Here is a 24,491-nt window from a genome sequence, read left to right as displayed (position 1 = left end):
CCACCGCCGCGAGCAGGCCTGCGAGCAGACGCCCCGGGCGGACCGCTCAGAGCAGCGGGGCGCCGTTCACGGTGAGCAGGATCGAGTACACCGACGTGGACGCGGTGACGAAGAGGCGGTTGCGCTTGCGGCCGCCGAACGCGAGGTTCGAGACCTCTTCGGGCAGGTGGAGCCGCCCGAGGAGCGTGCCGTCGGGGTCGAGCACGTGCAGGGCCTCGCCGGCCGCCACCCAGACGCGGCCCGCCGTGTCGACGCGCACGCCGTCAGGGCCGCCGTCGAGCTCGGCGAACACCTGCCCGCCCGCGAGCCGGCCGCCGTCGACGGAGAAGACCCGCAGGTGCCGGCGGTGCGTGTCCGCGACGTACAGGAGCGTCCCGTCCACCGACAGCGCGAGGCCGTTGGGCCGGTCGAAGTCCGTGGCGACGGCGGTCACGTCGCCCGTGACGGGGTCGACCCGGTAGACGTGGCAGCCGTCGATCTCCGGCTCCGCACGCTCGCCCTCGTAGTCGGTCGTGATCCCGTACGGCGGGTCGGTGAACCACACCGCTCCGTCGGCGGACACCACCACGTCGTTCGGGCTGTTGAGCCGCCGTCCGCCCCAGCGGTCCGCGAGCACCGTGGTCGAGCCGTCGTGCTCGGTCCGTTCCACGCGGCGCGCGCCCTGCCGGCACGTCACGACCCGCCCCTGGCGGTCGATCGTCCGGCCGTTCGGGTAGCGGGCCGGCGACTCGAGGACGCTCACCGACCCGTCCGCCTCGTCCCAGCGCAGGACGCGGTCGTTGGGGATGTCGCTGAACAGCAGGTACCGGCCGGCGGGCACGTACAGGGGGCCCTCCGTCCATCGGCCACCCGTCCACAGCCGCTCGAGGCGGCCGTCGCCGCGCACGGCGGCGAAGCGCTCGTCGAGGCGTTCGTAGACGGCGGGGACGGTCTCGGTCATCGCGGGCTCCGGCGGGTCGTGGTGCGCGGTCCGTGCAGGTCAGAAGCCTGCGCGGTGGCTGCACGGTGCCACACGACGTCGCACCGCGACAACCGGTGCGGCCGCGAAAAGCCGTGCGCACGACGCGGCGGCCCGCCTACCGTGGGCCCATGGCCAGGACCGATCTGCGCGCGTCCCTCGCCGAGCGCGCCGCCGCCCCCGCCGTGCTGCCGGCGCTGACCGCGGGCGGGCTGACGTGGCGGCCCGCGACCCGGGACGACGTCGACGCCCTCCTCGAGCTGCGCAACCTCGTCGCGGAGACGGACGGCGAGCCGTACCGGGAGTCGAGGGAGGAGCTGCTGGAGATCCTCGACGCCCCGTGGCACCGGCTGGACACCGACTCCGTCCTCGGCCACGACGCCGCGGGCGCCTTGCGCGCCTACGGCTACGTCGAGACCATGCCGGGCGACACCGCGCGGGTGCGGGCCTTCCTGTGGGGCGCGGTGCACCCGGACCGGCGCGGCGAGGGCATCGGCCGGCAGCTGTTCGCCTGGCAGGAGGCGCGGGCGCGCCAGCTGCTCGCGGCGACCGGCAAGGACCTGCCCGGCCGCCTCGCGGGGTTCCTCGAGGACACGGCGCCTGCCGCCAAGGTGCGGCTCTTCGAGCGGGCGGGCTTCACGCCGCGGCGGTTCTACTCCGACCTCGAGCGGGACCTGCGCGACCTCGCCGCGCACCCGCTGCCCGTCGTCGAGCTCGACGACGGGCTCCGGCTCGTCCCCCTCGGCGAGGAGCACGACGAGCCCGCCCGCCTCGCGCACAACGACGCGTTCCGCGACCACTGGGGGAGCGAGCCGCAGACTCGTGAGCAGTGGAGGAGCGGGCGCAGCACGTACGCGCCGGAGTGGTCCTTCGTCGTCGTGGACCCCGCGCCGGACGTCGACGCGCTGCTGGCCGACCCCGCCACGGACGCCGAGACCGCCGCCGCGCTCCGGGCAGGGGAGCCGCTCGTCGTGGGCTACCAGATCGCGGCCCGCTACACGGCGGACTTCGCGGTGCGCGGCTACCCGTTCGGCTACACCGACATCCTCGGCGTGCGCCGCGGGTACCGTGGCCGCAAGGTCGCCGTCGCGCTGCTCGCCGCGGCCATGCGGGCGTTCGCCGCCGACGGCATGGCCGTCGCCGCGCTCGACGTCGACACGCAGAACCCGAGCGGCGCGCACGGGCTGTACGCGAGCCTGGGCTACCGCAAGCGGCACGGGTCGCGGCTGCTGACGATCGAGCTCTGACGGCCGCGGCGGAGCGGGTTTCGGCCTGACGGCCGAGGGGCCTAGGCTGCCCGCGTGACCGACGTCGTTCATCCCGGGCTGCTCCCGGCGCCGCCCCAGCGGCTGCTGCCCACCGTCACCTCCCGCGCTGCCGCCGTCGCGCTCGCGATGATCACCGTGCTGCACCTCGTGGCCCAGGTGGCCGAGGCGAGCACGTGGGCCCGGGTCACGCAGGTCTGCCTCATGCCGCTGCTCGCGGTGACGCTGTGGTGCGCCGCGCCGGCTCCCCGCTCGCGGCTGGTGCGCCTGGTCACGGTGGCCCTGGGACTGTCCTGGCTCGGGGACACGGCGCCCGCGGCGTTCGAGGGCGACGCCGCGTTCCTCGTCATGGTGGGCTTCTTCCTGCTCGCCCAGGTGGCGTACGCCGTCGCGTTCTGGCCGACGCGGGGGGCGAGCGTCGTGCGCCGGCCGGTGCTGCTCGCGCCCTACGTGCTCGCGGCCGTGGCGCTCGTCGCGGCCTGCGCCCCCGGCGCGCCCGGCCCGCTGCTGGCGGCCGTGGTCGTGTACGGCGTCTGCCTCGTGACGATGGCGGTGCTCGCCACCGGCGTGCACCCGCTCGCCGGCGCGGGCGGCATCGTCTTCCTGGCGTCGGACGCCATGATCGCGCTGGGCGCCTTCACCGGCTGGTTCGACCCGCCCGCCTCCGGCTTCTGGGTGATGCTCACCTACGTCGCGGGTCAGGCGCTCCTGGTGGCCGGGGTGCTCGCCTGCAGCTGCAGCCAGCTGTCGGGCTCGGGGACGGGCGTGAAGCCCGCGCGCTCGTAGATCCGCCGCCCCTCGTCCGACGCGCGGAGCAGGACGCGCTTCAGGCCGAGCGACTCGACGTCGGCCAGGGCGTGCGCGACGACGGCGCGGCCCAGCCCGTGGCCGCGGTGGGCGGGATCGACGATGACGTCCGCGAGCCAGCCGAAGGTCGCGCCGTCGGTGACGAGGCGCGCGTAGGCGGCCAGGTCGCCCGTCGCAGTGAGGACGGCGTAGCTGCGCGACCCCGCCATGGCGCCGCGCTGCACCTCGAGGGTGCGGCCCTCGGCCCAGTAGGCGTGCGCGGCGAGGAGCGCGTGCGCACGGGTCGCGCCGATCCGCTCCGGGTCCGTGGTGAGGGTGAAGCCTTCGGGCAGGTCGTGCGGCGAGAGGTCCGGCATGGCGCCAGTGAAGCAGCCGCTCGTGTCGGTGGTCACACCTAATCTCGGGACATGGACATCATCCTGGTTCCCGGGTTCTGGCTCGACGGCTCCGCGTGGGACGAGGTGGTCCCGGTGCTCGAGGCCGCCGGGCACACCGCGCACCCGATCACCCTGCCCGGGATGGAGTCGGTCGACGCCGACCGCTCCGGCATCCATCTCGCGGACCACGTGGGAGCAGTGGTCGCCGCGATCGACGCGGTGCCCGGCGACGCGCCCGTGGCGCTCGTCGGGCACTCGGCGGGCGGCGGGCTGGTCTACGCGGCCTCCGACGCCCGTCCCGACCGGGTGGCGCACGTCGTGTACGTCGACTCGGGACCGTTCGCCGAGGGGCAGGCGGTGAACGCCGACCTGCCCGCGGACGTCGTCGACCACGCGCTGCCCGCGTGGGACGAGCTCGAGGACGCCGACCTCGTCGGCCTGGACGACGACCGGCGCGCCCGGTTCCGGGCGCGCGCGGTCCCGCAGCCCGGCGGGACGGTCCGGGAGGGGCACCACCTCGGGGACGACGCCCGCCGGCTCGACATCCCGTCGACGGTCGTCGCCTGCGAGATGCCCGGCGAGGTGCTGCGAGGCCTGATGTCCGAGGGGCACCCGTTCGTCGCCGAGCTCGCCCGGCTGCACGACTACGAGATCGTCGACTTGCCCACCGGCCACTGGCCGATGTTCACACGGCCCGCGGACCTGGGCGCGGCGATCGTGGACGCCGTCGCGCGCTGAGCCGCGGCGTCAGCCGACCACGTCAGCCGATCACGTCAGCCGATCGCGGCGACGGGTGCGGCCAGCGGCTGCCCCGAGCCGTCGCGCCGGTCGGTGCTCTCGGGCAGCTCGACCGGCTGGCCGGCCCCGCCGACGGCGCGCGCCGGACCCTCGCCCACCCAGGCCAGGACGAGGCCGTCCTCGCCCTTGAGGAACCGGTGGGCACGGACCCCGCCGGTGCCGCGGCCCTTGCCGGGGTACAGCTCGTAGGGCGTGACCTTGGCGGAGCCGCCGCCCGTACCGGGCAGGGCGCCCGACGTCCCCGCCACCGTCACGACGGTGTGCAGGTCGCGGGTCGCGGCCCGCGCGACGCCGAAGAAGACGACCTGCTGGCCGGCGCCGAGGCGGATCCCCGCCATGCCGGCCGCGGCCCGGCCCTGCGGGCGCACGGCGGAGGCGTCGAAGTGCAGCAGGCTCGCGTCGGAGGCGACGAAGACGAGCTCGTCGTCGTCCCCCACGGGGGCGGCACCGACGACGCGGTCGCCGTCCTTGAGCGCGATGACGTCCCACTCGTCGCGGTTCGTGGGCACGTCGCCCGCGGCGACGCGCTTGACGACGCCGTTCGCGGTGCCGAGCGCCAGGGTGGGTGCGTCGTCGTCCAGGGCGACCACGGTCAGCGCGGTCTCGCCGGGCGCGAGCGCGACCAGCTCGCTCACGGGGATGCCGCCCGACAGCGACGGCGGGCCGTCGGTCGGGGGGAGCGCGGGCAGGTCGAGCACGGACACCCGCAGGAGGCGGCCCGCGGACGTGACCAGGCCGACGTCGCCACGCGTGGTCGCCGCGACGTCGCCGCGCATCGCGTCGTGGGCGTGTCGGCGGCCGGCGCGCTCGAGCGGCGCGTCCGCGGCCTCGCCCGACGTGCGGGCCAGGAGCCCCGTGGCGGACAGCAGCGCCCGGGTGGGGGAGTCCGCGATCTCCAGGCTGATGGCCGGCGCCTTGCTGCGGCCGTTCGTGGCGGCGGGCGCGGTGGCGCCGCCGGCGGAGTCGAGCAGCACGGTGCGGCGCGGGGTGCCGTAGGTGGAGGCGACCTCGCCCATCTCGGCGCTCACGACGGCGCGCAGGCGGGTGTCGTCGGCGAGGATCTCCTGGAGCTCGGCGATCTCGCGCTCCAGCTCCGACTGCTCCTTCTCCAGCTCGATGCGGGAGAACTTGGTCAGCCGCCGCAGCTGCAGGTCGAGGATGTACGTCGCCTGGGGCTCCGAGAGGTCGAAGACGCTCATGAGGCGCTCGCGCGCCGCGCCGGCGTCGTCGGAGGTGCGGATGACCTGGATGACCTCGTCGATGTCGACGATGGCGAGCAGCAGGCCCTCCACCAGGTGCAGGCGCTCCTGCCGCTTGGCGAGCCGGAACGTGGAGCGGCGGCGCACCACGTCGATGCGGTGCTCCACCCACACGCGCAGCAGCTCGAGCAGGCCGAGCGTGCGCGGCTGGCCCTCGACGAGGGCCACGTTGTTGATGCCGAACGAGTCCTCGAGCGGCGTGGTGCGGTACAGCTGCTCCAGCACGGCGTCCGGGTCGAAGCCGGTCTTCACCTCGACGACCAGGCGCAGGCCGTGCGTGCGGTCCGTGAGGTCCTGCACGTTGGTGACGCCCTGGATCTTCTTGGCCTTCACGCCGTCGGCGATCTTCTCGATCACCTTCTCCGGGCCCACGCCGTAGGGGAGCTCCGTGACCACGATGCCCTTGCGGCGCGGCGTGACGTTCTCGACGCGGGCCGTCGCGCGCGTGCGGAAGGTGCCGCGACCGGTGCGGTAGGCGTCGCGCACGCCGTCGAGCCCGACGATCTTGCCGCCCGAGGGCAGGTCCGGGCCGGGCACAAAGCGCATGACGTCGTCGAGCGTCGCGTCGGGGTGGGCGATGAGGTGCTGGGCCGCGGCCACGACCTCGACGAGGTTGTGCGGCGCCATGTTCGTCGCCATGCCGACGGCGATGCCGGACGCGCCGTTGACCAGCAGGTTCGGCACGGCCGACGGCAGCACCGACGGCTGCGTGAGCTTGTTGTCGTAGTTGGGGACGAAGTCGACGACGTCCTCGTCCAGGCCGGCGGTCATCGCCATCGACGGCGGGGCCAGCCGGGCCTCGGTGTACCGGGGGGCCGCGGGGCCGTCGTCGAGCGAGCCGAAGTTCCCGTGCCCGTCCACCAGCGGCAGGCGCATCGAGAAGTCCTGCGCGAGGCGCACCAGCGCGTCGTAGATGGCGGTGTCGCCGTGCGGGTGCAGCTTGCCCATCACCTCGCCGACCACGCGGGACGACTTCACGTGCGCCCGGTCGGGCCGCAGGCCCATGTCGGACATCATGTACAGGATGCGCCGGTGCACCGGCTTGAGCCCGTCGCGGGCGTCCGGCAGGGCGCGGGAGTAGATGACGGAGTACGCGTACTCGAGGAACGACGTCTCCATCTCCGCCGCGACGTCGATGTCGACGATCTTCTCGTCGAACGGCTCGTCGGTGGCGGGTGCGCTGCTGCTCTTGCGCGCCATGCGGTGCGGCTCCTGAGTGTCGAAGGACGGCTCGGTCGAGAGTCCGGTGGGGGCGGGCGTCCGTCGCGGACGCCCCAGACTCTAGTCGCCGGTGCCCACAGGGCCGCGCAGGCGCGGCGACGCGCCCGCGTCACAGGGCCCGGATAGCCTGCACGGGTGGACGTACCCGACACTCCGGACGAGCGGCCGGGCACCCGGTCGGACCCCGAGTACCCGGTCGCGTGGGAGGCCGACGTCGTGCTGCGCGACGGCACGACCATGCACGTGCGGCCGCTGCGGCCCGACGACGCCGCCGCGATCCAGCGCTTCCAGGAGGCGCAGTCCGAACGGTCGGCGTACTTCCGCTTCTTCGCGCCCGTGCGGCGCCTCACCGACCGCGAGCTGAACCGGCTCACGCACCTCGACCAGCGCGACCGCGTGGCGCTGGTGGCCGTGCGTCCCGGCGTCGACGACGCCGGGAACCCGCGCGACGACGTGCTCGGCGTCGCCCGGTACGACAAGGTGGCCCCGGCGGAGGCGGAGGTGGCGTTCAACATCGCCGACGCGATGCAGGGCAAGGGCCTGGGCTCGGTGCTGCTCGAGCACGTCGCCGCGGCGGCGCGCGAGCGCGGCGTGCGGCGCTTCACGGCCGACGTCCTGCCCCAGAACTCGTCGATGCTCGCCGTCTTCCGCGACGCCGGGTACGCGGTGAGCCAGCACCTCGACGACGGGGTGGTCACGGTGGCGTTCGACCTCGACCCCACCGAGCGGTCCCGGGAGGTGATGGCCGACCGCGAGCACCGCGCCGAGGCGCGCTCGATGCAGGCGCTGCTGTCCGCCCGCCGGGTCCTGCTCGTCGGGCCCGGCCCGGCGGGGCCCGGGGGAGCGACGCCGGAGCACCACCTCGCGCAGCGGGTCGTGGACGCCGCCGCCGCAGACCCGGGGGACACCCTGCTCACGGTGCTCGGCGCGCCGGGGCCGGTCCCCGACGCCCCGGGGCTCGCGGTCGCGGGGTCGTGGGACGACGCGCTGGAGGGCGGCGACGAGGTCGGGCCTGACGACGCGCATGAGGAAGGGCACGACGGCGAGCAGGGCGTCGACCTCGCGTTGTTGTCGGTGCCGCCGCCCGACGCCGTCGACGCGGTGCGCCGCCTGGCCGGGCGCGGCGTGCGCGGCGTCGTCGTGCTCGCCGCCGGGTACGCGGAGACGGGGCCGGACGGCCTGGCCCGCCAGCGCGAGCTCGTGCGCGCCGCGCACGCCGGCGGGATGCGGGTGGTCGGCCCCGCGTCGTTCGGCGTGCTCACGACGACGCCGGGTGCGCAGCTCCACGCGAGCCTCGCCGAGCGCCCGCCCCGCGCCGGCGTGGTCGGCATGTTCTGCCAGTCGGCGCCCGCCGCCGTCACGCTCACCCGGACGCTCGAACGCCGTGGCCTGGGCGTCTCGGCCCTGGTCTCCGCCGGGCACCGCGCCGACGTGTCGGGCAACGACCTCATGCAGTACTGGCAGGACGACCCCCGCACCGCCGTGGTCTGCCTCTACCTCGAGTCGATCGGCAACCCGCGCAAGTTCTCCCGGATCGCGCGACGGCTCGCCGGGGTCAAGCCCGTCGTCGTGGTGGTCGCCGGGCAGTCGGGCCAGGTCGTGCCGCCGGGGCACGCCGTGCGCGCCACCCGTGCCCCGCGCCGCCTGCTCGACGAGATGCTGCGGCAGTCCGGCGTCATCCGGGCGGAGAACACCCACCAGCTCATGGACGTCGCGCAGGTGCTCGCGCACCAGCCGCTGCCCGCCGGCGGGCGGGTGGGCATCCTCGCGTCGTCCGCGGCGCTCGCGGCCCTCGTGGCGGAGGCGGCGGCCGCCGCGGGCCTCGTCGTCGCGGCGTCGTCCGACTTCCTCCCGCCGGATGCCACCGACGAGCAGATCGCCCAGGTGACGGGCGCCCTGTACGCACCGGGGGCGTGCGACGTCGTCGTGGTCGTCGACGTGCCCGTCGTCGTGCCGCGGACCGGGGCGGTGGCGCGCGCCGTCGCCGAGGCGGCCGCGCGCACCGGGCGCACCACCGTCGCGTCGATGCTCGGCCTGAGCGGCCTGCCCGACGAGCTGGCGGCGACCGGCCCCGACGGCACGCCCGTGCGCATCCCCGCGTTCTCCACCCCCGAGGACGCCGTGACGGCCCTCGGCAAGGTCGTGACGTACGCGCGCTGGCGCACGGAGGACCGCGGCACGCACGTGCGCCCCGAGGGCATGGACGCGCGGCGGGCGCGCAAGCTCGTCGAGGGCTGGCTCGCGGCCGACGGCGGCGACGGCCGCGTGCTGACCCAGGACCAGACGGCGGAGCTGCTCGACTGCTACGGCGTGCGGCTGTGGCGGTCGCGCACCGTGCGCACGGCGGAGGAGGCCGTCGCCGCGGCCGACGCGCTCGGCTGGCCGGTCGCGCTGAAGACCGCGTCGACCGCGCTGCGCCACCGCACGGACCTGGGCGGCGTGCGCCTCGACATCGCCGACGCGGCCGAGCTGCGCGCCGACGTCGAGCGCATGCGGCAGGTCGCGCTGGAGGTCCTGGGGGAGGACGACCCCGCCATGGAGGTGCAGCCCATGGCGCCCGTGGGGGTGCCGTGCGTCATCCGCTCCGGCGAGGACCCGCTGTTCGGCCCGAAGGTGTCCTTCGGGCTCGCGGGCGACGCGACCGACCTGCTCGACGACGTCGCCTACGGCATCCCGCCGCTGACGGACGTGGACGTGGCGGCCATGGTGCGCACGGTGCGCGCGGCGCCGCGGCTGTTCGGGTACGGCGGCGCGCCCGAGGCCGACATCGACGCGCTCGAGGACGTGCTCGCGCGCGTGTCCGTGCTGGCCGACGACCTGCCCGAGCTGGCGTCGCTGGAGCTGTACCCCGTCGTCGCCGGCTCGGTGGGCGTCAGCGTCCTGCACGCCGTCGTCCGGCTGCGGTCGGCGGCCCAGCGGGCCGACGCGCCCCGGCGGGCCCTGCCCGGCTGAGGCCTCAGGCGATCCGGGCCGATCCGGGCCGATCTCGTCGAGGCTGTCGGTCGGCCCGCCCCTCGTTCGTCGACCGGGTGGAGCGTGCCGACGATTCTCGGCGCGCTCGCCAGTCCGCCGCGATGCCGGCGGTCCGACGACGTCGAGGAGAGTGCCATGAGCATCACCGAGAGCCACGCCCGCCGCGGCGAGGAGAGCCACGCAGCGCCAGCCGTCCCGCCCGTCGTCGACCGGGCGGCCTGGCAGGCCGCCCGCGACGAGCTGCTCGTGCGGGAGAAGGCGCACACGCGGGAGGGCGACGCCATCGCGGCGGCCCGCCGGCGGCTGCCCATGACGGAGGTCGACGCGGGCGCCACGGTGGTCGGGGCCGGCGGACCGACCACCCTGCTCGACCTGTTCGACGGACGCGAGGAGCTCGTCGTCTACAAGCACATGTGGCACCCGGGCGAACCGTTCGAAAACCAGTGCGAGGGCTGCACGCTGACGTACTTCCCCGCGCAGGACCCCGCCTACCTGAACGCCCGCGGCGTGTCGCTCGCCGTGCTCGCCCAGGCGCCGTACGGCGAGCTGGCGCCGTTCGTCGCGTTCATGGGGTACCCGCAGCACTGGTACTCCGTGGTCGACGTGGCGGACCCGGACGTGAACGGGGAGGACTTCGGGACCTGGATGTGCTTCCTGCGCGTCGGCGAGCGGGTGTTCCTCACGGGAACGCTGACCGGGCGCGGCGGCGAGGCCACGATGCCGGCGCTCGCCCTGCTGGACCTGACGCCGCGCGGGCGCATGGAGGCATGGCAGGACTACCCGGACGGCTGGCCGCAGGGCAAGGCGCCCTGCTGGTTCTGGCGTGCGGACGCCGACGGCGTCGGGAACGAGGGCGCCGGCGGGCGTCCGACGATCCAGTGGACCCGTCCCGGAGCCACGCCGGTGGCCTCGGTGGGCCACGAGCACCACCACTGAGACCGGAGCGCGCACCGTCCACGCCGTGCACACCGTGCTCGCGGCGGGCATGGCCGCGATGCTGCTCGGCATGGGCCGACACGATGCTGACGGGCGGCACGCTGCTGCGCCCGTGGGCACGCGCCGGGCCACCACGGCGCGGCGGCGCTCGGGACCGCGCCCGTGCCGGTGCTCGCGGCCGCGGTGGCGGTGGGTTACGCCGTCGCCTGCGCGGTCGAGGCCCGCCGGCGGGCGACGTCCTGCTCCGCGCCGAGCTCGCGGCGGCGGCCACCTCGACCCTCGCCATGGCGGCGATGCCCTGGCTGGCGCCCTAGAGGCCCGAGCGCACGCGGGCCCCCGGGGATGGGACAATGCCCGGGTGCCGCATGCCACCGCCCGTGAGAACCTCCGTGCCGACCTGTCCGCCCACGTGCGCCGGGCCGGGTACTACCCGGACCTCGTGGAGGACGTCCTCGACGTCGCGCTCGCCGACGAGGACGTGCTCGCCCACCTCGTGCAGGCAGAGACGACCTTCGACGACGCCGTCCGCCGCCACCTCACCGTGCTGGCGCTCACGCCCACGCGCCTGGTCACCGCGCACGTCGACGACCACGAGGGCGACGCCGCCCACCCGTCGTCGGCGGCCGCGACCACGGAGGCCGTGCCGCTGAGCGAGATCCGGTCCGTGGCGCTCACGCACATCGTGGCCGAGCCGGCGGAGCACCGCCCCGGCGACAGCGCGTCCGAGCTCACGCTCGCGATCGGCTGGGGCGCCGTCTCCCGCGTCGACCTCGAGCCGGCGCAGTGCCCGGACCCGAACTGCGAGGCCGACCACGGCCTCACCGGCACGCTCACCCCCGACGACGTCGTCGTGCGCGTCAGCGGGGCCGCGGAGGGCCGGGACGCCCTGCGCCGCGCGATCGCGTTCTCGCGCTCCCTGTCGGCCGCGACCGGGGCGGGCGGGCGCGTCGGCCGATGACGGCGACGCTCACGCTCCCCGACGGCCTGCTCGCCCCCTCCTACGGCACGGGGTCGCTCGCCGCGGTCCTGCCCGCCGTCGCGGGCGCCCTGGGGACGGACCTCACGACCGCCACCGGGCTGCGATCGACCGACTGCCGCGACGCGCTCGGGCTGCCGTCGGGCGTGCGGCGCGCGGTCGTCGTCCTGGTCGACGGCCTCGGCCTGGCGAACCTCGCCGAGCGCGGAGGGCACGCGCCGTTCCTGCGCTCGCTGGCCGCGGACGGCCGGTCGGTGCTGTCGAGCTTCCCCTCGACGACGGCGGCCGCGCTCGCGACGTTCGGCACCGGCACGTCCCCGGGGCGCACCGGCCTGCTGGGCTACACGCAGCGCAACCCCGCCACGGGCGGCCTCGCCACCACGGTGTCCTGGACCGAGCAGTCCGACCCGTACCGCCGCACCAAGCTCTCCGGACCGATGCGCGCGGAGCCCGAGGACGTGCAGCGCGAGCCCACGGTGCTCGAGAGGCTCGCCGCCGACGGCGTGCGCGTCGTCGCGCCCGGACCCGCCCGCTTCGCCGGCTCCGGCATGACCCGCGCGGCGCTGCGCGGCCCACGCTACGTGCCCGCCGAGGGCCTCGACGCCCAGGTCGGCGCCACGGTCCGCGAGCTGCGCGAGCCCGGCCTCGTGTACCTCTACCACGGGGCCGTGGACAAGGCCGGCCACCAGCACGGGCCGCAGTCGTGGCAGTGGGGTGACGCGCTCGAGGAGACCGACTCCGAGCTGCGCCGCCTCGTGCGCTCCGTGCCGAAGGGCACGCTCGTTGTCGTCACGGCCGACCACGGGCAGGTGACGGCCGACCTGTCACGCCAGCACGACGTCGCCGCCCATCCGGAGCTCGCGCGGGACGTGGCGCTGCTGGGCGGCGAGCCGCGTGCCGGCCACGTGTACGTCGCGCCCGGCGCCGACCCGCGGGACGTCGCGGCGCGCTGGGCCGCGGTGCTCGGCGACGACGCGCTCGTCGTCCTGCGCGACGACGCCGTCGCGGCCGGCTGGCTGGGCCCGGTGGCCGAGCACGTGCTCCCCGCCGTGGGCGACGTGCTGGTCGCGGCCCGCGGCGCGGCGACCGTCGTCGACTCGCGCCTGCACCCCTCCGGAGCCCGCGAGATGCCGGGCGTGCACGGGTCGCTGACGCCCGCGGAGATGGTCGTGCCGCTGCTGGTCGCCCAGGCGTAGGCGCCGCGATATCCCGTGGCCGCCGGCGGGCCCCGGTGCCACGATGTGGCGATGGAGCAGCGCAGGCAGGACGGCCAGCAGTATCCCGCGCCCGCGTCCCGGTGGACCCGTGCGACGGTGTACCCGGACATGTGGGTGGACCCGGACGACGACCCGCGGGAGAGCGACGTCGACCTGGTCGACGAGCGGGCGATCCTGCTCGACGCGCTCCGCTCGTACCGGCTGACCGTCGAGATGAAGTGCGCCGACCTCGACGCGGAGCAGCTCGCCCGCCGCTCTGTCCCGCCGTCGACGATGTCGCTGCTGGGCCTGGTGCGGCACCTCACGGAGGACGAGCGGCACGTGCGCCGCATCATGACCGGCGAGGACGCGCCGTGGCTGTACCGGAGCGAGGAGCACCGCGACGGCGACTGGGACGGCGCGGTCGCCGACCCCGCCGTGGTCGACGAGGCGTTCCACCGCTGGCGCGAGGAGATGGCGGCCACGGACCGGATGGTCGACGGGATCGACGACCTGGGCGCGACGAACGCCGGCCTCTCCGACCTCGGCGCCGAGCCGGGCGGTGAGATCACCCTGCGCGAGCTGCTGCTCAGCCACGTCGAGGAGTACGCGCGGCACTGCGGGCACGCGGACCTGCTGCGGGAGTGCGTGGACGGGCGGGTCGGCCAGTAGCCCGCACGCGGCTCGGTCCCGGCGTCTGACAGGATCTGCCCATGGCCGAGCTCGTCTTCTTCTCCGGGACCATGGACAGCGGCAAGTCGACGCTGGCGCTGCAGACCGACCACAACCACGCGGCGCGCGGACGGACCGGGCTGATCTTCACGCGCGACGACCGTGCGGGCACCTCCCGCCTGTCGTCGCGGCTCGGGCTCGAGGTCGACGCCCGCGAGGTCACCGACGACACCGACTTCTGGGACGTCGTCGCCGCCGAGCGGCAGGCGGGTCGCGTCGTGGACTACCTCGTGTGCGACGAGGCGCAGTTCTACTCCCCGGCCCAGGTGGAGCAGCTCGCCCGGCTGGTCGACGAGGTGGAGCTGGACGTCTTCGCCTTCGGCATCACGACCGACTTCCGCACCCGGCTGTTCCCCGGTGCCGCCAGGCTCATCGAGCTCGCGGACCGGGTCGAGGAGCTGCAGGTGCGCTCGCTGTGCTGGTGCGGCGCGCGGGCCACGCACAACGCCCGCACGGTGGGCGGCGTCATGGTCGTCGAGGGCGACCAGGTGGTGGTCGGCGACGTCGCGGGCGCGCCCGACGGCGGCCCGGTCTCCTACGAGGTGCTGTGCCGGCGCCACCACATGCGGCGCATGACGCAGGCCGACGCCCGACGGCGCGCCGCCGTCACGGACCAGCTGGACCTGGGCGACGGCGCGTAGCGCAGGTCAGGACGAGGGCCGGCCGCCGCCGAAGACGATCTCGTCCCAGCTCGGCACCTGCGCCCGGCCCTTGCGGCCCGAGCGTCGCGCCCCCGCGGGCTTGTCGCTGCGGGGCGCGGGCGCGGCAGGCTGCGGCCCGGCGGCCCCCTGCGCGGGCGGCCCGCTCGGCGCCGGGGCGTCGTCGACGACGTCGGCCCGGGCCTCCGCGGGAGCGCCGTCCACGCCGTTCGTGCCGTCAGCGTCGTCGGTGCCGTCGCTCTCGTCGGCGTCGAGCGGCAGCACGCCCGGCACGGGACGACGCGCGGAGGACGGGTGCGTGGACCGGTCCGGCGGCGCGGGCCGGCCCGCCCGGCGCGACCCCAGGTCGACGATGCTCGCGCCCGCCGGGTCGGTCTCGTCCGGCGCGGGGGAGTGCGCGGCCGGGGGCGCGCTGACCTGGCCGACGGGGATGGGGGTCGGCGCGGGCACGACGTCGTCGTCCGTGGAGCGCGACGGCGGCCGGCGGCGGTCGCCGGGCCGCTGACCGCGCCGCCCGGCGAGGTCGTCCAGGAGCAGCGCGGTGGTGTCGTCGTCCACGTGCCGGCGCGGCGTGACCGTCCGGCCCCCGGTCGACGGCACGCCGAGCACGTCGGGCGAGACCGGGTCGTCGGGCTGGCCGAGCCAGCGCGCCTCGTCGTCGAGCGGCGTCACGACGCGGCCCTTGGGGTCGAAGGTCCAGCGCGCGGAGCGGTCGCGATCGCCGGCGGAGAACCGCACCTCGACCACCCAGGGGGCCGTGCCGTCCCGGCGGGCGGACCAGTGCGCCTCGTCGGAGGTCACGCCGCGTGCCGCGAGCCGCGTGTCGGCGACCTCCCCGAGCGTCGTCGTCTCGTCGTCGCCCGGCAGCCGGTGGGCGCGCACCTGCCCGACGGCGTGGTCGCGCTCCGCGGCCACGGGCCACTCGTAGCGCTGCACGTGCTCGACGGGCAGGCCGGACTCCTCGGCGAGCTCCTCGACGGTGGCGCCGGCGCGCAGGCGCGCCTGGAGGTCGCGCGGGCGCAGCGTCGTGGCCGCCTGGGCGCGCAGGGCCTCCGTGCGCGGCCGGTCGCGTCGGACCGCGGCACGCAGCGCCTCCGTGATGGGCAGGGTGCTCTCGGTGCCGTCGGGGCCGCGCAGGACCAGGCGCTCACCGTCCTCGTGCAGCCTCACGAGCTCGAGCTCGGCCATGCTTCCTCCCTCACAGGTCGCCCTCGGGAACTCCGTCGGGGCGGGTCCGCCTGTTCGAGGGTGCCACCGGCGCGGGGCGGCGCCGCGCAGGCGCGTCGGTGTGCCGTCGATTGGCGCGCCCACCGACGAGCCGCCCGCGGGCGGGGCTGGGAGGATGACGTCCCGTGGACGCGTTCACCTCCGGCCCCGTCTCCTACCTGGAGCTCGTCGCCGTCTTCGTCGCGGCGGTCTCCGGCGGGCTCGCCGCCGTGCGCAAGCGGTTCGACGCGTTCGGCGTCCTCGTCCTCGCGTGGGTGACCGGGCTCGGCGGCGGCATCCTGCGCGACGTCCTCATCGGCGACACGCCCCCGGTGGGCATCTCGAGCTGGCGGCTCGTCCTGGCCGCGCTCGCCGCGGGCGTGATCATCTTCTTCTTCCACCCGGGCCTGGAACGGATGCGGCGCTCCGTCCTGGTGCTCGACGCCGCGGCGCTGTCCCTGTTCGTGCTGCAGGGCACGACCAAGTCCCTCGACCTCGGCGCGGGGGTGCTCGCGTCGATGGTGGTGGGGGTGCTCACCGCCGTGGGAGGCGGGATCCTGCGCGACGTGCTGGTGGGCGAGGTGCCGCTCGTCTTCGCCGACCGCCAGCTCTACGCCGTGCCCGCGCTCGTCGGCGCAGGGCTCACCGCCGTGCTCTGGCACGAGGGCGTGCTGCAGCCGTGGACCGCCCTCGGGGTGGTGGCGCTCGTCTTCGGGTTCCGGCTCGCGTCGCTCGCGCGGGGCTGGACCGTGCCGCACCCGGGGCCGGGCTGGACCGCCCGGTGGGGGCGCCGGTCCGGCAAGATGTAGCCGTGGAACCACGAGCGGAGAGCTTTCCGACGGACCGGCTCCCGGGTGAGGTCGACCTCGACGTCGACCTCGATGTCGACCTCGATATCGACGTCGAGGCGTTGCGGGCGCTGGCCCGCAGCCTCGCGTGCGAGGCGGGCGAGCAGGTGCGCGCCGGGCGCCCCGAGCGCGTCGAGGTCGCCGCCACGAAGTCGAACGACGTCGACCCGGTGACGGACATGGACCGGGCGGTCGAGGCGCAGCTGCGCCGGCGGATCGCCGCGGAGCGGCCGAACGACGCGATCCTCGGCGAGGAGGGCGACGACGTGGCGGGGACGTCGGGGCTCACGTGGGTGCTCGACCCGATCGACGGCACGGTCAACTACCTGTACGGGGTCGCGTCGTACGCGGTCTCCGTGGCCGTCGTGGCGGGGCCCGTCGACCCGGAGCGCTGGACGGCGCTCGCGGGCTGCGTGCACTCGGTGGTCGACGGGCACACGTGGACCGCGGCGCGCGGCGGCGGGGCGGAGCGTGACGGCCGGCCGCTGCGGGTGAACCGACCGGAGAGCCTGGCCCGGTCGCTGCTGGGGACGGGCTTCGGGTACGCGCCCGAGCGGCGGGCGCGACAGGGCGAGGTCCTGGCCCACGTCCTGCCCCGGGTGCGGGACATCCGGCGCCTCGGGTCGGCCGCGATCGACCTGTGCCTGCTCGCCGAGGGCGGGCTCGACCTCTACTACGAGCGCGGCCTCAACCCGTGGGACCTGGCGGCCGGCGCCCTCGTCGCCGCCGAGGCCGGCGCCTGGGTGGGCGGGCTGCGCGGCCGGGGGCCGGGCAGCGCCATGACGGTCGCCGGCGCGACCCCCGTGGTGACCGAGCTCGTCCGCCTGCTCGAGGACGCCGACGCCGACGGTGCGGAGGCGCCCGCGAAGGGCGCGGAGGGCTGACGAGGTTCGGGCCTTCCGGGATCGCGTGCGGGGGTGAAAAAGCGCGCCAGGCCGCCCGTCACGCCGAGGGCGAACACCCCGGCGCGGGGATGCGTCGTCGCAGGTCAGCGGGCGATCGCGAGGCTGTGACACGAGGAACAGCGCGTGGTGTCGCGCGCCCGCCCGAAATAGTGCACAATCCGTGGGCCGACCGGGAACAAAACCCGGTCACCGAGCATTATCAGCGCGTACCGACACCGACACCACGGAGCGTGACCACACAGATGGCAACCGACTACGACGCCCCCCGCAAGAACGACGAGGACGTGGAGCAGGACTCGATCCAGGAGCTCCAGGCGCGTCGTTCCGACAAGTCGTCGGGTGTCGTCGACGAGGACGAGACGGAGGCCGCGGAAGGCTTCGAGCTTCCCGGCGCCGACCTGTCCGGCGAGGAGCTCGCGGTCCGCGTCCTGCCCCGCCAGGCCGACGAGTTCACCTGCACGAGCTGCTTCCTCGTCCACCACCGCAGCCAGCTGGCCTACGAGAAGAACGGCCAGATGATCTGCACGGAGTGCGCCGCCTGACCGACTGCCGGGTCGGGCGCGAGCACCACGGACGACACGGGCCGTCACGTCGAGGACGTGACGGCCTTCGTCGTCCCCGGGGGCGTGCTCGAGGTCGGGCGCCGAGCTCAGCGCGCGAGCGCGGCGGCCAGCTCCTGCGGCCGCCGCGTCGACAGCAGCCAGTAGGGGGTGGGGTCCAGCGGGTCCTCGAGATCCACGCGCACGCCGGTGTGCGCCCAGGCGCGCAGGCACACGAACGCCCGCGCGTCGAGGGCGGGGCCGAGCGCGGTCCGCATCGCCTCGGCGTCGTCCAGGGTGGTCACCTCGCCCAGCAGGTCGAGGGCGATCTGCGCCTTGCCGGCGCGCAGCCGGCCGTCCGCGACCTCGATGACCGGCGCGGTCGCGACCAGGGCCCAGAGCGTGCCGGCCGCGGCGAGGACGCCCACGACCGCCGCGACCGCGTGCGCGAGCGGCCACAGCGTCACCCCGACGATCACACCCAGCCCGACGGCGCCGCACCAGGCCGCGGGGCCGGGCGAGAGGCGCTCCCGGAAGGCCGGGCCGGTGACGGGGGACGGGTGGGGCGCGTGCTCGCTCATGGGCCCATCATCCCAGCACCGCGCCAGGCAACGGTCGGCTACGCTTCCCGGGTGCCTGACACCGCCAGCCAGCCGAGCACCGACCCCAGCACCGACCCCAGCACCGTCGACGTGCTCGTCACGCTGCTCGACGACGTCCCGACCCCCTCGTACGCGCACCCGGGGGACGCGGGCGCGGACCTCGTGACGACGGTCGACGTGGAGATCCCCCCGCAGGGCCGCATCGTCGTGCCCACGGGGGTGGCGATCGCGCTGCCGGAGGGGTACGCGGCCTTCGTGCACCCCCGTTCCGGCCTCGCCGCGAAGCACGGGGTGACCGTGGTGAACGCGCCCGGCACGATCGACGCGGGCTACCGCGGCGAGATCAAGGTGATCCTCCTCAACACGGACGTCTCCGAGCCGGTGCGGCTGCGCCGCGGCGACCGGGTGGCGCAGCTCGTGGTGCAGCGGGTGGAGCACGCCCGCTTCCTCGTGGCGACGACGCTGCCGGGGTCGCACCGCGGCGAGGGCGGCTTCGGGTCGAGCGGCGGTTTCGCCGGCGGCTGACGCCCCCGGACACGGACCGGGGGCGTGCGCGAACCGGTCTACTGTGGGAGACGGGTAGGGCTCGCCCGGCCACCGGGCGAGCAGGACGACGAGAAGGAGATCCTCCGTGGGGCTGTTCCGGCGCAACGCGTCGAAGAAGGGGACCGACGAGGCCGGCGAGCCCGCGGGCGCCCAGGACGCGACGCCCGCCACGGGCACCGCCGGCGCCGCCGGTGACGAGGCGGCGGAGCGCCCCGAGCGCGGCCCGTTCGACTCGACCCAGGTCACGGGCATGGGCCCGCGCGTCGACCTCGGGGCGATCTGGCTGCCCGTGCTGCCCGGCCTCGAGCTGCGCATGGAGGTCGACAAGAAGACCCAGAAGGTCACCGGGGTCTCGACGACCCTCAACGGCTCGGGCCTGCAGGTGCAGGCGTTCGCCGCACCCCGCACCGAGGGGATCTGGGACGAGGTGCGTGCTGAGATCGGGGCATCCATCACCCGCCAGGGCGGCACCGTCGACGACGTGCCCGGCACGTTCGGGCGCGAGCTGATCGCGCGCATCCCGGCCACGGGTCCTGACGGGAAGCCTGCCGTGCGCCCTGCCCGTTTCGTGGGCGTGGACGGTCCTCGCTGGTTCCTGCGGGGCGTGCTCTCGGGGCGCGCGGCGGTGGACCCCGAGGCCGCGAAGCAGCTCGAGTCCGTGTTCGCGAACGTCGTCGTGGTGCGGGACGGCAACCCCCGCCCGCCCCGCGACCTGCTGACCCTCACCCTGCCCAAGAGCGCGCGCCAGGGCGCCGCGCCGGGGGAGGGCGCCACCGCGGGCCCCGAGGGCGCCGCACCGCAGACCCCGTCGTTCGACCCGCTCACCCGCGGGCCGGAGATCACCGAGATCCGGTGACCGACCCGGCCGCGAGGCCGGCTCGTCCACCAGCCTGGAGCTGTTGATGTCCCTGCGAACCGCCGTCCGGCACGCGCTGGCCTCGGCCGACGAGGTCGCCGCCGACGAGGAGCGTCACGAGGCCGCGGCCCACCGCGGCTGCACCCCGGTCGCCGACCTGGGTGACCGCCGTCGGGCGAGCGCCGCCGGCGTGCTGCGCTCGGTCGTGCTGCGCCCGCGCGAGGGCGTGCCCACCGTGGAGGCCGAGCTGTACGACGGCTCCGGCTCCCTCGACCTGGTGTGGCTCGGGCGCCGGGCCATCGCGGGCATCGACCCCGGCCGCCGCATCCGGGTCGAGGGCCTGGTGTGCGACATCGACGGACGGCGCACGATGTTCAACCCCCGGTACGAGCTGCGCGCGCGGGCCGGCGAGTGAGCGACGGGTACCCCGCGGCGGGCGAGCGGCCGGCGCCGGACGGGCGCGGCGTGCGGGCGGTGACGGGCGACTCCTTCTCGTTCGGGCAGGCCGTCGGCGGCGTGCGCGGCGTGGTCGAGGCCGTGCTGCCCGGCCTGCTGTTCGTCGTCATCTACGTCGTCGCGTCGATGGGCGCGTCGTCCGGCGACGGCGAGCGCGGCGCCCTCACCTGGGCCCTGGTCGCATCGGTGGGCGCGGCCCTCGTCGCGGTGGTGGTACGCCTCGCGCAGCGCACGCCGATCACGCAGGCGCTGGGCGGGCTGCTCGGCATCGGCGTGGGCGTGTTCTGGGCGTGGCGCTCGGGCGAGGCGCAGAACTTCTACGTGTGGGGGCTGTGGACCAACGCGGCCTACCTCGCCGCCATCCTCGTGTCCCTGGCCGTGCGCTGGCCCGTCGTCGGGCTCGTGGTGGAGGCGGTGCGCGGCGGGTTCGCCGACGTCGCCGCCGAGCGTTCCCGCGGTGAGACCACCGCCACCGCGGCGGACGGCGCGGCGGAGCCCACTGGCGACGGTGCGACGCCGAACCCGCTCGCCGCGCTGGTGGCGTGGCGCAAGGACCCGGAGCTCGTGCGGCGCTACACCCTCGCCACCTGGTTCTGGGCGGGCCTGTTCGCGGTCCGGCTCGCGGTGAAGGTGCCGCTGTACTTCGCGGACAGCGTCGGCTGGCTGGGCACCGCCCACCTGGTGCTGGGCGTCCCGCTGTGGGGCCTGGTCCTCTGGCTCACCTGGGTGGTGGTGCGCGGCGCGCACGCCGAGCGGCCCGCCACGCAGGAGGCGGGCTAGCGGCCCTCGTCGGACCCGGCCGACCCTTCGGGGGCGTCGTCGCCGTCCGGGACGGCGAGCTCGGGCGCCACGAGCGGGTCGCTCGTCGCGACGGCCGCCACGGCCGGTCCGCCGTGGGCGAGCAGGTGCTGGAGCGACTCCTCGTCCGCCTGGGTGCCCATCACGAGCACGAGCTCGTCGCCGGACTCGAGCGTGTCGTCCACGGTCGGCGCCAGCGGCTGGGCCCCGCGCACGATGCACGCGAGCACCGTGTCGGTGGGCCACACGACGGACCCGACGCGGGCCCCGACCAGCGGCGAGTCGTCCGGCAGGGTCACCTCGACGATGTCCGCGCCGGACTGGTGGAAGGTGAAGATCCGCACCAGGTCCCCGACGGCCACCGCCTCCTCGACCATCGCGGTCATGATGCGCGGGGTCGACACGGCGACGTCGACGCCCCAGGAGCCGTCGAACATCCACTCGTTCTTGGGGTTGTTCACGCGGGCCACCGTGCGGGGCACGCCGAACTCCGTCTTGCACAGCAGGGAGAACACGAGGTTCGCCTTGTCGTCCCCGGTCGCGCCGACGACGACGTCCGCGCTCGTGACGTCCGCGGCCTCGAGGGAGGACAGCTCGCAGGCGTCGGCGAGCAGCCAGTCGGCCTCGGGCACCTGCGCGACCCGCATCGCGGCGGGGCTCTTGTCGATGAGCACGACCTCGTGGTCGTGCGACAGCAGCTCGCGGGCGATCGACCGGCCCACCGACCCCGCCCCGGCGACGACGACGCGCATCAGCTCTCCTCCTGCCGCGGCTCGTGGGTGAGGACCCGTTCGACGGCGGCAGCGTCGTCGCCGCGCATGAGGACGTGCAGCACGTCGTTCTCCTGCAGCACCGACGACGGCGTCGGCAGGATGCCGTCGGTGTAGCGGGAGAGGAACGCGACGCGCGCGCCGGTGGCCTCCTCGATGCGGTGCACCGTCATGCCCGCCCAGCCGGGGTGGTAGTCGATCTGCGCGAGGCGGACCTGCCCGGACGGGTCGCGGTACTCGTCCGTGGCGCCGAGCGGGAGCATCCGCCGCAGCACCTGGTCGGCGGTCCACCGCACGGTCGCGACGGTGGGGATGCCGAGACGCTGGTAGATCTCCGCGCGCTGCGGGTCGTAGATGCGGGCGACGACGTTCTCCACGCCGTACGTCTCGCGCGCGACGCGCGCGGCGAGCACGTTGGAGTTGTCGCCGTCGGACACCGCGGCGAACGCGTACGTGTCCTCGATGCCGGCCTGGACGAGGGTGTCCCGGTCGAAGCCGACGCCGGTCACCTTCTGCCCCGAGAATCCGGCCGGCAGGCGGCGGAACGCGTCGGGGTTCTGGTCGACGACGGCCACGGAGTGGCCGCGGGACTCGATCGTCTGCGCGAGCGTCGACCCGACGCGGCCGCAGCCCATGATCACGAAGTGCACGGGCGAAACGCTATACCTCGCCGCGGCTCGGGACATCGCCACGGGCTCCTCGACGGGACGCGCGCGCCCGCGGGGCGCGGCGGGCATAGCATTGCTCGACGTGTCGGACATCGCGGACGCTGCCAAACGGCTCCTCATCGGGCGCCCCATGCGCAGCGAGAACCTGGGGCACACCCTCCTGCCCAAGCGCATCGCGCTCCCGGTCTTCGCCTCCGACGCGCTGTCGTCGGTCGCGTACGCGCCGGACGAGATCCTCCTGACCCTCGCCGTCGCCGGCATCGCCGCGACGACGATCTCGCCGTGGGTGGGCCTCGGCGTCGTCGTGGTGCTGCTGGTGGTCGTGTCGTCGTACCGCCAGAACGTGCGCGCCTACCCCTCCGGGGGCGGCGACTACGAGGTCGCGACGACGAACCTGGGGCCGTCGGCCGGCATCGGCGTCGCGTCGGCCCTGCTCGTCGACTACGTGCTCACGGTGGCGGTGTCGATCTCGTCCGGCGCCCAGTACGCGGCGTCTGCCCTGCCGTTCCTGCGCGGGCACGAGGCCCTGTTCGCCGTGGCGGTCGTCGTGATCCTCACGGTGATGAACCTGCGGGGCGTGCGCGAGTCGGGCACGGTCTTCGCGATCCCGACCTACTGCTTCATGGCGCTGGTCGGCCTCCTCGCCGTCGTCGGCGCGATCCGGTTCTTCGCCGGGGACCTGCCCCTGGCGGAGAGCGCCGGCTTCGAGATGACGCCGGAGGCGGGCTTCGACCAGGGGCTCACCGGCCTCGCGGGAGCGTTCCTCCTGGCGCGGGCCTTCGCCTCCGGCTGCGCCGCCCTCACCGGCGTGGAGGCGATCAGCAACGGCGTCCCGGCGTTCCGCAAGCCCAAGTCGCGCAACGCCGCCACGACGCTCGCGCTGCTGGGCGGCATCTCCGCCACGATGATGCTGTCGATCCTGCTGCTCGCGCAGGCCACCGGCGTGAAGTACGTCGAGGACGCGCACGACCAGCTCACCGCGGGCGGGCAGCCGCTGCCGGAGGACTACAACCAGCACCCCGTGCTCAGCCAGCTCGCCGAGGCCGTGTTCCAGGGCTTCACCCCGGCGTTCGTGGCGATCTCGATCGTCACGGGGCTGATCCTCGTGCTCGCGGCCAACACCGCGTTCAACGGCTTCCCCGTGCTCGGCTCGATCCTCGCCAAGGACGGCTTCCTGCCGCGCCAGCTGCACACGCGCGGCGACCGGCTCGCGTTCTCCAACGGGATCATCACCCTCGCCGTCGCGGCGATCGTGCTCATCGTGGCGTTCGACGCGCAGGTCACCCGCCTCATCCAGCTGTACATCGTGGGCGTCTTCGTGTCGTTCACGCTCTCGCAGCTCGGCATGCTGCGGCACTGGACCCGGGAGCTGCGCACGGAGCCGGACCCCGCGGAGCGCTCACGGATGCAGCGCTCGCGGATCGTCAACGGCGTGGGTTTCGTGATGACGGCCACGGTGCTCGTCATCGTGCTCGCCACCAAGTTCACGCACGGCGCGTGGATCACCCTGCTGGCGATGGGCGTGCTCTTCGTCCTCATGAAGGCGATCCGCGCCCACTACACCCGGGTGCGCGCCGAGCTCGAGCTGGACGACGTGGCCGGCGCACGTGCCCTGCCCAGCCGCGTGCACGCCATCGTGCTGGTCTCCAAGATCCACAAGCCGACGATGCGGGCCCTGTCCTATGCGCGGGCGTCGCGCCCCTCCGTGCTCGAGGCCGTGACCGTGGGCGTGGACCCCGAGGAGATCGCGGACCTGCGTGCGCGGTGGGAGGCCCTCGACCTCCCGGTGCCGCTGCGCGTGCTGGACTCGCCGTTCCGGGAGATCACCCGGCCCGTGCTGAAGTACGTCCGCTCGGTGCGCCGCGACTCGCCCCGCGACCTGGTGGTCGTCTACATCCCCGAGTACGTCGTCGGGCACTGGTGGGAGCAGCTGCTGCACAACCAGTCGGCGCTGCGGCTCAAGGGGCGGCTCCTGTTCACGCCCGGCGTCGTGGTGGCGTCCGTGCCGTGGCAGCTCTCGTCGTCGGCCGGTCAGACCGGCCTCGAGGGCACCTCGCCGCGCGGGCCGCGGTTCTGATGCCGTCCTGACCGTGGCGTGGCCGCGGCCTGACCTTGTTCCGGCCGGGTCCGCGCGCGGGGG

Annotated in this window: 24 protein-coding genes; 17 read left to right on the top strand and 7 right to left on the bottom strand. The window is 75.3% G+C overall.

The features are described 5' to 3' along the window. Positions 1-46: 46 nt before the first annotated feature. Complete coding sequence (locus ACQP60_RS07085; protein WP_429729854.1) at positions 47-940, bottom strand: SMP-30/gluconolactonase/LRE family protein; 894 nt, start codon at positions 938-940, stop codon at positions 47-49. A 149-nt stretch (positions 941-1,089) separates the two neighbouring features. Here ACQP60_RS07085 and ACQP60_RS07080 point away from each other — a divergent pair, with 149 nt between their 5' ends. Both ACQP60_RS07080 and ACQP60_RS07075 read left to right on the top strand, forming a co-directional pair. Beyond that, positions 1,090-2,205: a GNAT family N-acetyltransferase gene (locus ACQP60_RS07080; RefSeq protein WP_429729850.1), complete on the top strand. Its 1,116-nt coding sequence runs from the start codon at positions 1,090-1,092 to the stop codon at positions 2,203-2,205. Between the two features lie 54 nt (positions 2,206-2,259). Then, positions 2,260-3,009, top strand: coding sequence for a lysoplasmalogenase (locus tag ACQP60_RS07075; protein WP_429729847.1), 750 nt, complete (start codon positions 2,260-2,262; stop codon positions 3,007-3,009). Here the strand turns inward: ACQP60_RS07075 and ACQP60_RS07070 are convergent. Next, positions 2,922-3,386, bottom strand: a complete 465-nt coding sequence (locus tag ACQP60_RS07070; protein ID WP_429729844.1) for a GNAT family N-acetyltransferase — start codon at positions 3,384-3,386, stop codon at positions 2,922-2,924. The genes ACQP60_RS07075 and ACQP60_RS07070 overlap by 88 nt on opposite strands. Before the next feature lie 51 nt (positions 3,387-3,437). Between ACQP60_RS07070 and ACQP60_RS07065 the strand changes: the two genes are divergently transcribed. After that, entirely contained in the window at positions 3,438-4,145 is a 708-nt protein-coding gene (locus tag ACQP60_RS07065) for an alpha/beta fold hydrolase (protein ID WP_429729842.1), read from the top strand. 35 nt (positions 4,146-4,180) lie between these two features. Here the strand turns inward: ACQP60_RS07065 and ACQP60_RS07060 are convergent, their stop codons facing one another. Beyond that, on the bottom strand, positions 4,181-6,664 hold the full coding sequence (locus ACQP60_RS07060) for a DNA gyrase/topoisomerase IV subunit A (RefSeq protein ID WP_429729840.1): 2,484 nt from the start codon (positions 6,662-6,664) through the stop codon (positions 4,181-4,183). A gap of 156 nt (positions 6,665-6,820) precedes the next feature. Between ACQP60_RS07060 and ACQP60_RS07055 the strand changes: the two genes are divergently transcribed. The 6 genes from ACQP60_RS07055 to ACQP60_RS07030 all read left to right on the top strand — a co-directional run bounded on the left by ACQP60_RS07055 (position 6,821) and on the right by ACQP60_RS07030 (position 14,139). Then, the gene (locus tag ACQP60_RS07055; protein ID WP_429729836.1) at positions 6,821-9,637 is read left to right on the top strand and encodes a GNAT family N-acetyltransferase; all 2,817 of its coding nucleotides are present in this window, start codon (positions 6,821-6,823) and stop codon (positions 9,635-9,637) included. A gap of 156 nt (positions 9,638-9,793) precedes the next feature. After that, positions 9,794-10,594, top strand: coding sequence for a DUF899 family protein (locus tag ACQP60_RS07050; RefSeq protein ID WP_429729833.1), 801 nt, complete (start codon positions 9,794-9,796; stop codon positions 10,592-10,594). Between the two features lie 358 nt (positions 10,595-10,952). After that, a complete protein-coding gene (locus tag ACQP60_RS07045) occupies positions 10,953-11,552 on the top strand; it encodes a DUF5998 family protein (RefSeq protein ID WP_429729830.1) in 600 nt (199 codons plus the stop codon). Further along, entirely contained in the window at positions 11,549-12,766 is a 1,218-nt protein-coding gene (locus tag ACQP60_RS07040) for an alkaline phosphatase family protein (RefSeq protein ID WP_429729827.1), read from the top strand. The genes ACQP60_RS07045 and ACQP60_RS07040 overlap by 4 nt, the downstream gene beginning before the upstream one ends. Before the next feature lie 51 nt (positions 12,767-12,817). Then, positions 12,818-13,438, top strand: a complete 621-nt coding sequence (locus ACQP60_RS07035) for a DinB family protein (protein ID WP_429729824.1) — start codon at positions 12,818-12,820, stop codon at positions 13,436-13,438. 41 nt (positions 13,439-13,479) lie between these two features. Next, entirely contained in the window at positions 13,480-14,139 is a 660-nt protein-coding gene (locus tag ACQP60_RS07030; protein WP_429729821.1) for a thymidine kinase, read from the top strand. Positions 14,140-14,145: 6 nt separating this feature from the next. On the opposite strand, the gene sepH is transcribed toward ACQP60_RS07030, so the two are convergent. Continuing rightward, entirely contained in the window at positions 14,146-15,345 is a 1,200-nt protein-coding gene (sepH, locus tag ACQP60_RS07025; RefSeq protein WP_429729818.1) for a septation protein SepH, read from the bottom strand. Positions 15,346-15,509: 164 nt separating this feature from the next. Here sepH and ACQP60_RS07020 point away from each other — a divergent pair, with 164 nt between their 5' ends. From ACQP60_RS07020 to ACQP60_RS07010, 3 genes are all read left to right on the top strand, one after another. After that, positions 15,510-16,172 (top strand): trimeric intracellular cation channel family protein, encoded by a 663-nt coding sequence (locus tag ACQP60_RS07020; protein ID WP_429729814.1) that lies wholly within the window; start codon positions 15,510-15,512, stop codon positions 16,170-16,172. An 86-nt stretch (positions 16,173-16,258) separates the two neighbouring features. Beyond that, a complete protein-coding gene (locus ACQP60_RS07015; protein WP_429730001.1) occupies positions 16,259-17,095 on the top strand; it encodes an inositol monophosphatase family protein in 837 nt (278 codons plus the stop codon). Positions 17,096-17,358: 263 nt separating this feature from the next. After that, complete coding sequence (locus ACQP60_RS07010; protein ID WP_429729811.1) at positions 17,359-17,658, top strand: DUF4193 domain-containing protein; 300 nt, start codon at positions 17,359-17,361, stop codon at positions 17,656-17,658. 107 nt (positions 17,659-17,765) lie between these two features. Here the strand turns inward: ACQP60_RS07010 and ACQP60_RS07005 are convergent, their stop codons facing one another. Then, the gene (locus ACQP60_RS07005; RefSeq protein ID WP_429729808.1) at positions 17,766-18,236 is read right to left on the bottom strand and encodes a DUF3093 domain-containing protein; all 471 of its coding nucleotides are present in this window, start codon (positions 18,234-18,236) and stop codon (positions 17,766-17,768) included. A 51-nt stretch (positions 18,237-18,287) separates the two neighbouring features. Between ACQP60_RS07005 and dut the strand changes: the two genes are divergently transcribed. From dut to ACQP60_RS06985, 4 genes are all read left to right on the top strand, one after another. Continuing rightward, positions 18,288-18,782: a dUTP diphosphatase gene (gene dut / locus ACQP60_RS07000; RefSeq protein ID WP_429729805.1), complete on the top strand. Its 495-nt coding sequence runs from the start codon at positions 18,288-18,290 to the stop codon at positions 18,780-18,782. A gap of 106 nt (positions 18,783-18,888) precedes the next feature. Further along, positions 18,889-19,659: a DUF3710 domain-containing protein gene (locus ACQP60_RS06995; RefSeq protein WP_429729803.1), complete on the top strand. Its 771-nt coding sequence runs from the start codon at positions 18,889-18,891 to the stop codon at positions 19,657-19,659. A gap of 46 nt (positions 19,660-19,705) precedes the next feature. Next, positions 19,706-20,074 carry an OB-fold nucleic acid binding domain-containing protein gene (locus ACQP60_RS06990; protein WP_429729800.1) on the top strand — a complete coding sequence of 123 codons (369 nt, stop codon included), beginning with the start codon at positions 19,706-19,708 and terminating at the stop codon, positions 20,072-20,074. Then, positions 20,071-20,895: a DUF3159 domain-containing protein gene (locus ACQP60_RS06985; protein WP_429729798.1), complete on the top strand. Its 825-nt coding sequence runs from the start codon at positions 20,071-20,073 to the stop codon at positions 20,893-20,895. The genes ACQP60_RS06990 and ACQP60_RS06985 overlap by 4 nt, the downstream gene beginning before the upstream one ends. Here ACQP60_RS06985 and ACQP60_RS06980 read toward each other — a convergent pair. Continuing rightward, positions 20,892-21,665, bottom strand: a complete 774-nt coding sequence (locus ACQP60_RS06980; RefSeq protein WP_429729795.1) for a potassium channel family protein — start codon at positions 21,663-21,665, stop codon at positions 20,892-20,894. The genes ACQP60_RS06985 and ACQP60_RS06980 overlap by 4 nt on opposite strands. Further along, a complete protein-coding gene (locus tag ACQP60_RS06975) occupies positions 21,665-22,318 on the bottom strand; it encodes a potassium channel family protein (protein ID WP_429729998.1) in 654 nt (217 codons plus the stop codon). The genes ACQP60_RS06980 and ACQP60_RS06975 overlap by 1 nt, the downstream gene beginning before the upstream one ends. A gap of 115 nt (positions 22,319-22,433) precedes the next feature. Between ACQP60_RS06975 and ACQP60_RS06970 the strand changes: the two genes are divergently transcribed. Further along, positions 22,434-24,428 carry an APC family permease gene (locus ACQP60_RS06970; protein ID WP_429729792.1) on the top strand — a complete coding sequence of 665 codons (1,995 nt, stop codon included), beginning with the start codon at positions 22,434-22,436 and terminating at the stop codon, positions 24,426-24,428. The last annotated feature ends 63 nt before the right edge of the window (positions 24,429-24,491 follow it).

The organism is Isoptericola variabilis, assembly GCF_050311655.1.
Lineage (GTDB): Bacteria > Actinomycetota > Actinomycetes > Actinomycetales > Cellulomonadaceae > Isoptericola > Isoptericola variabilis.
This window is presented reverse-complemented; position numbering and strand designations above follow the sequence as displayed.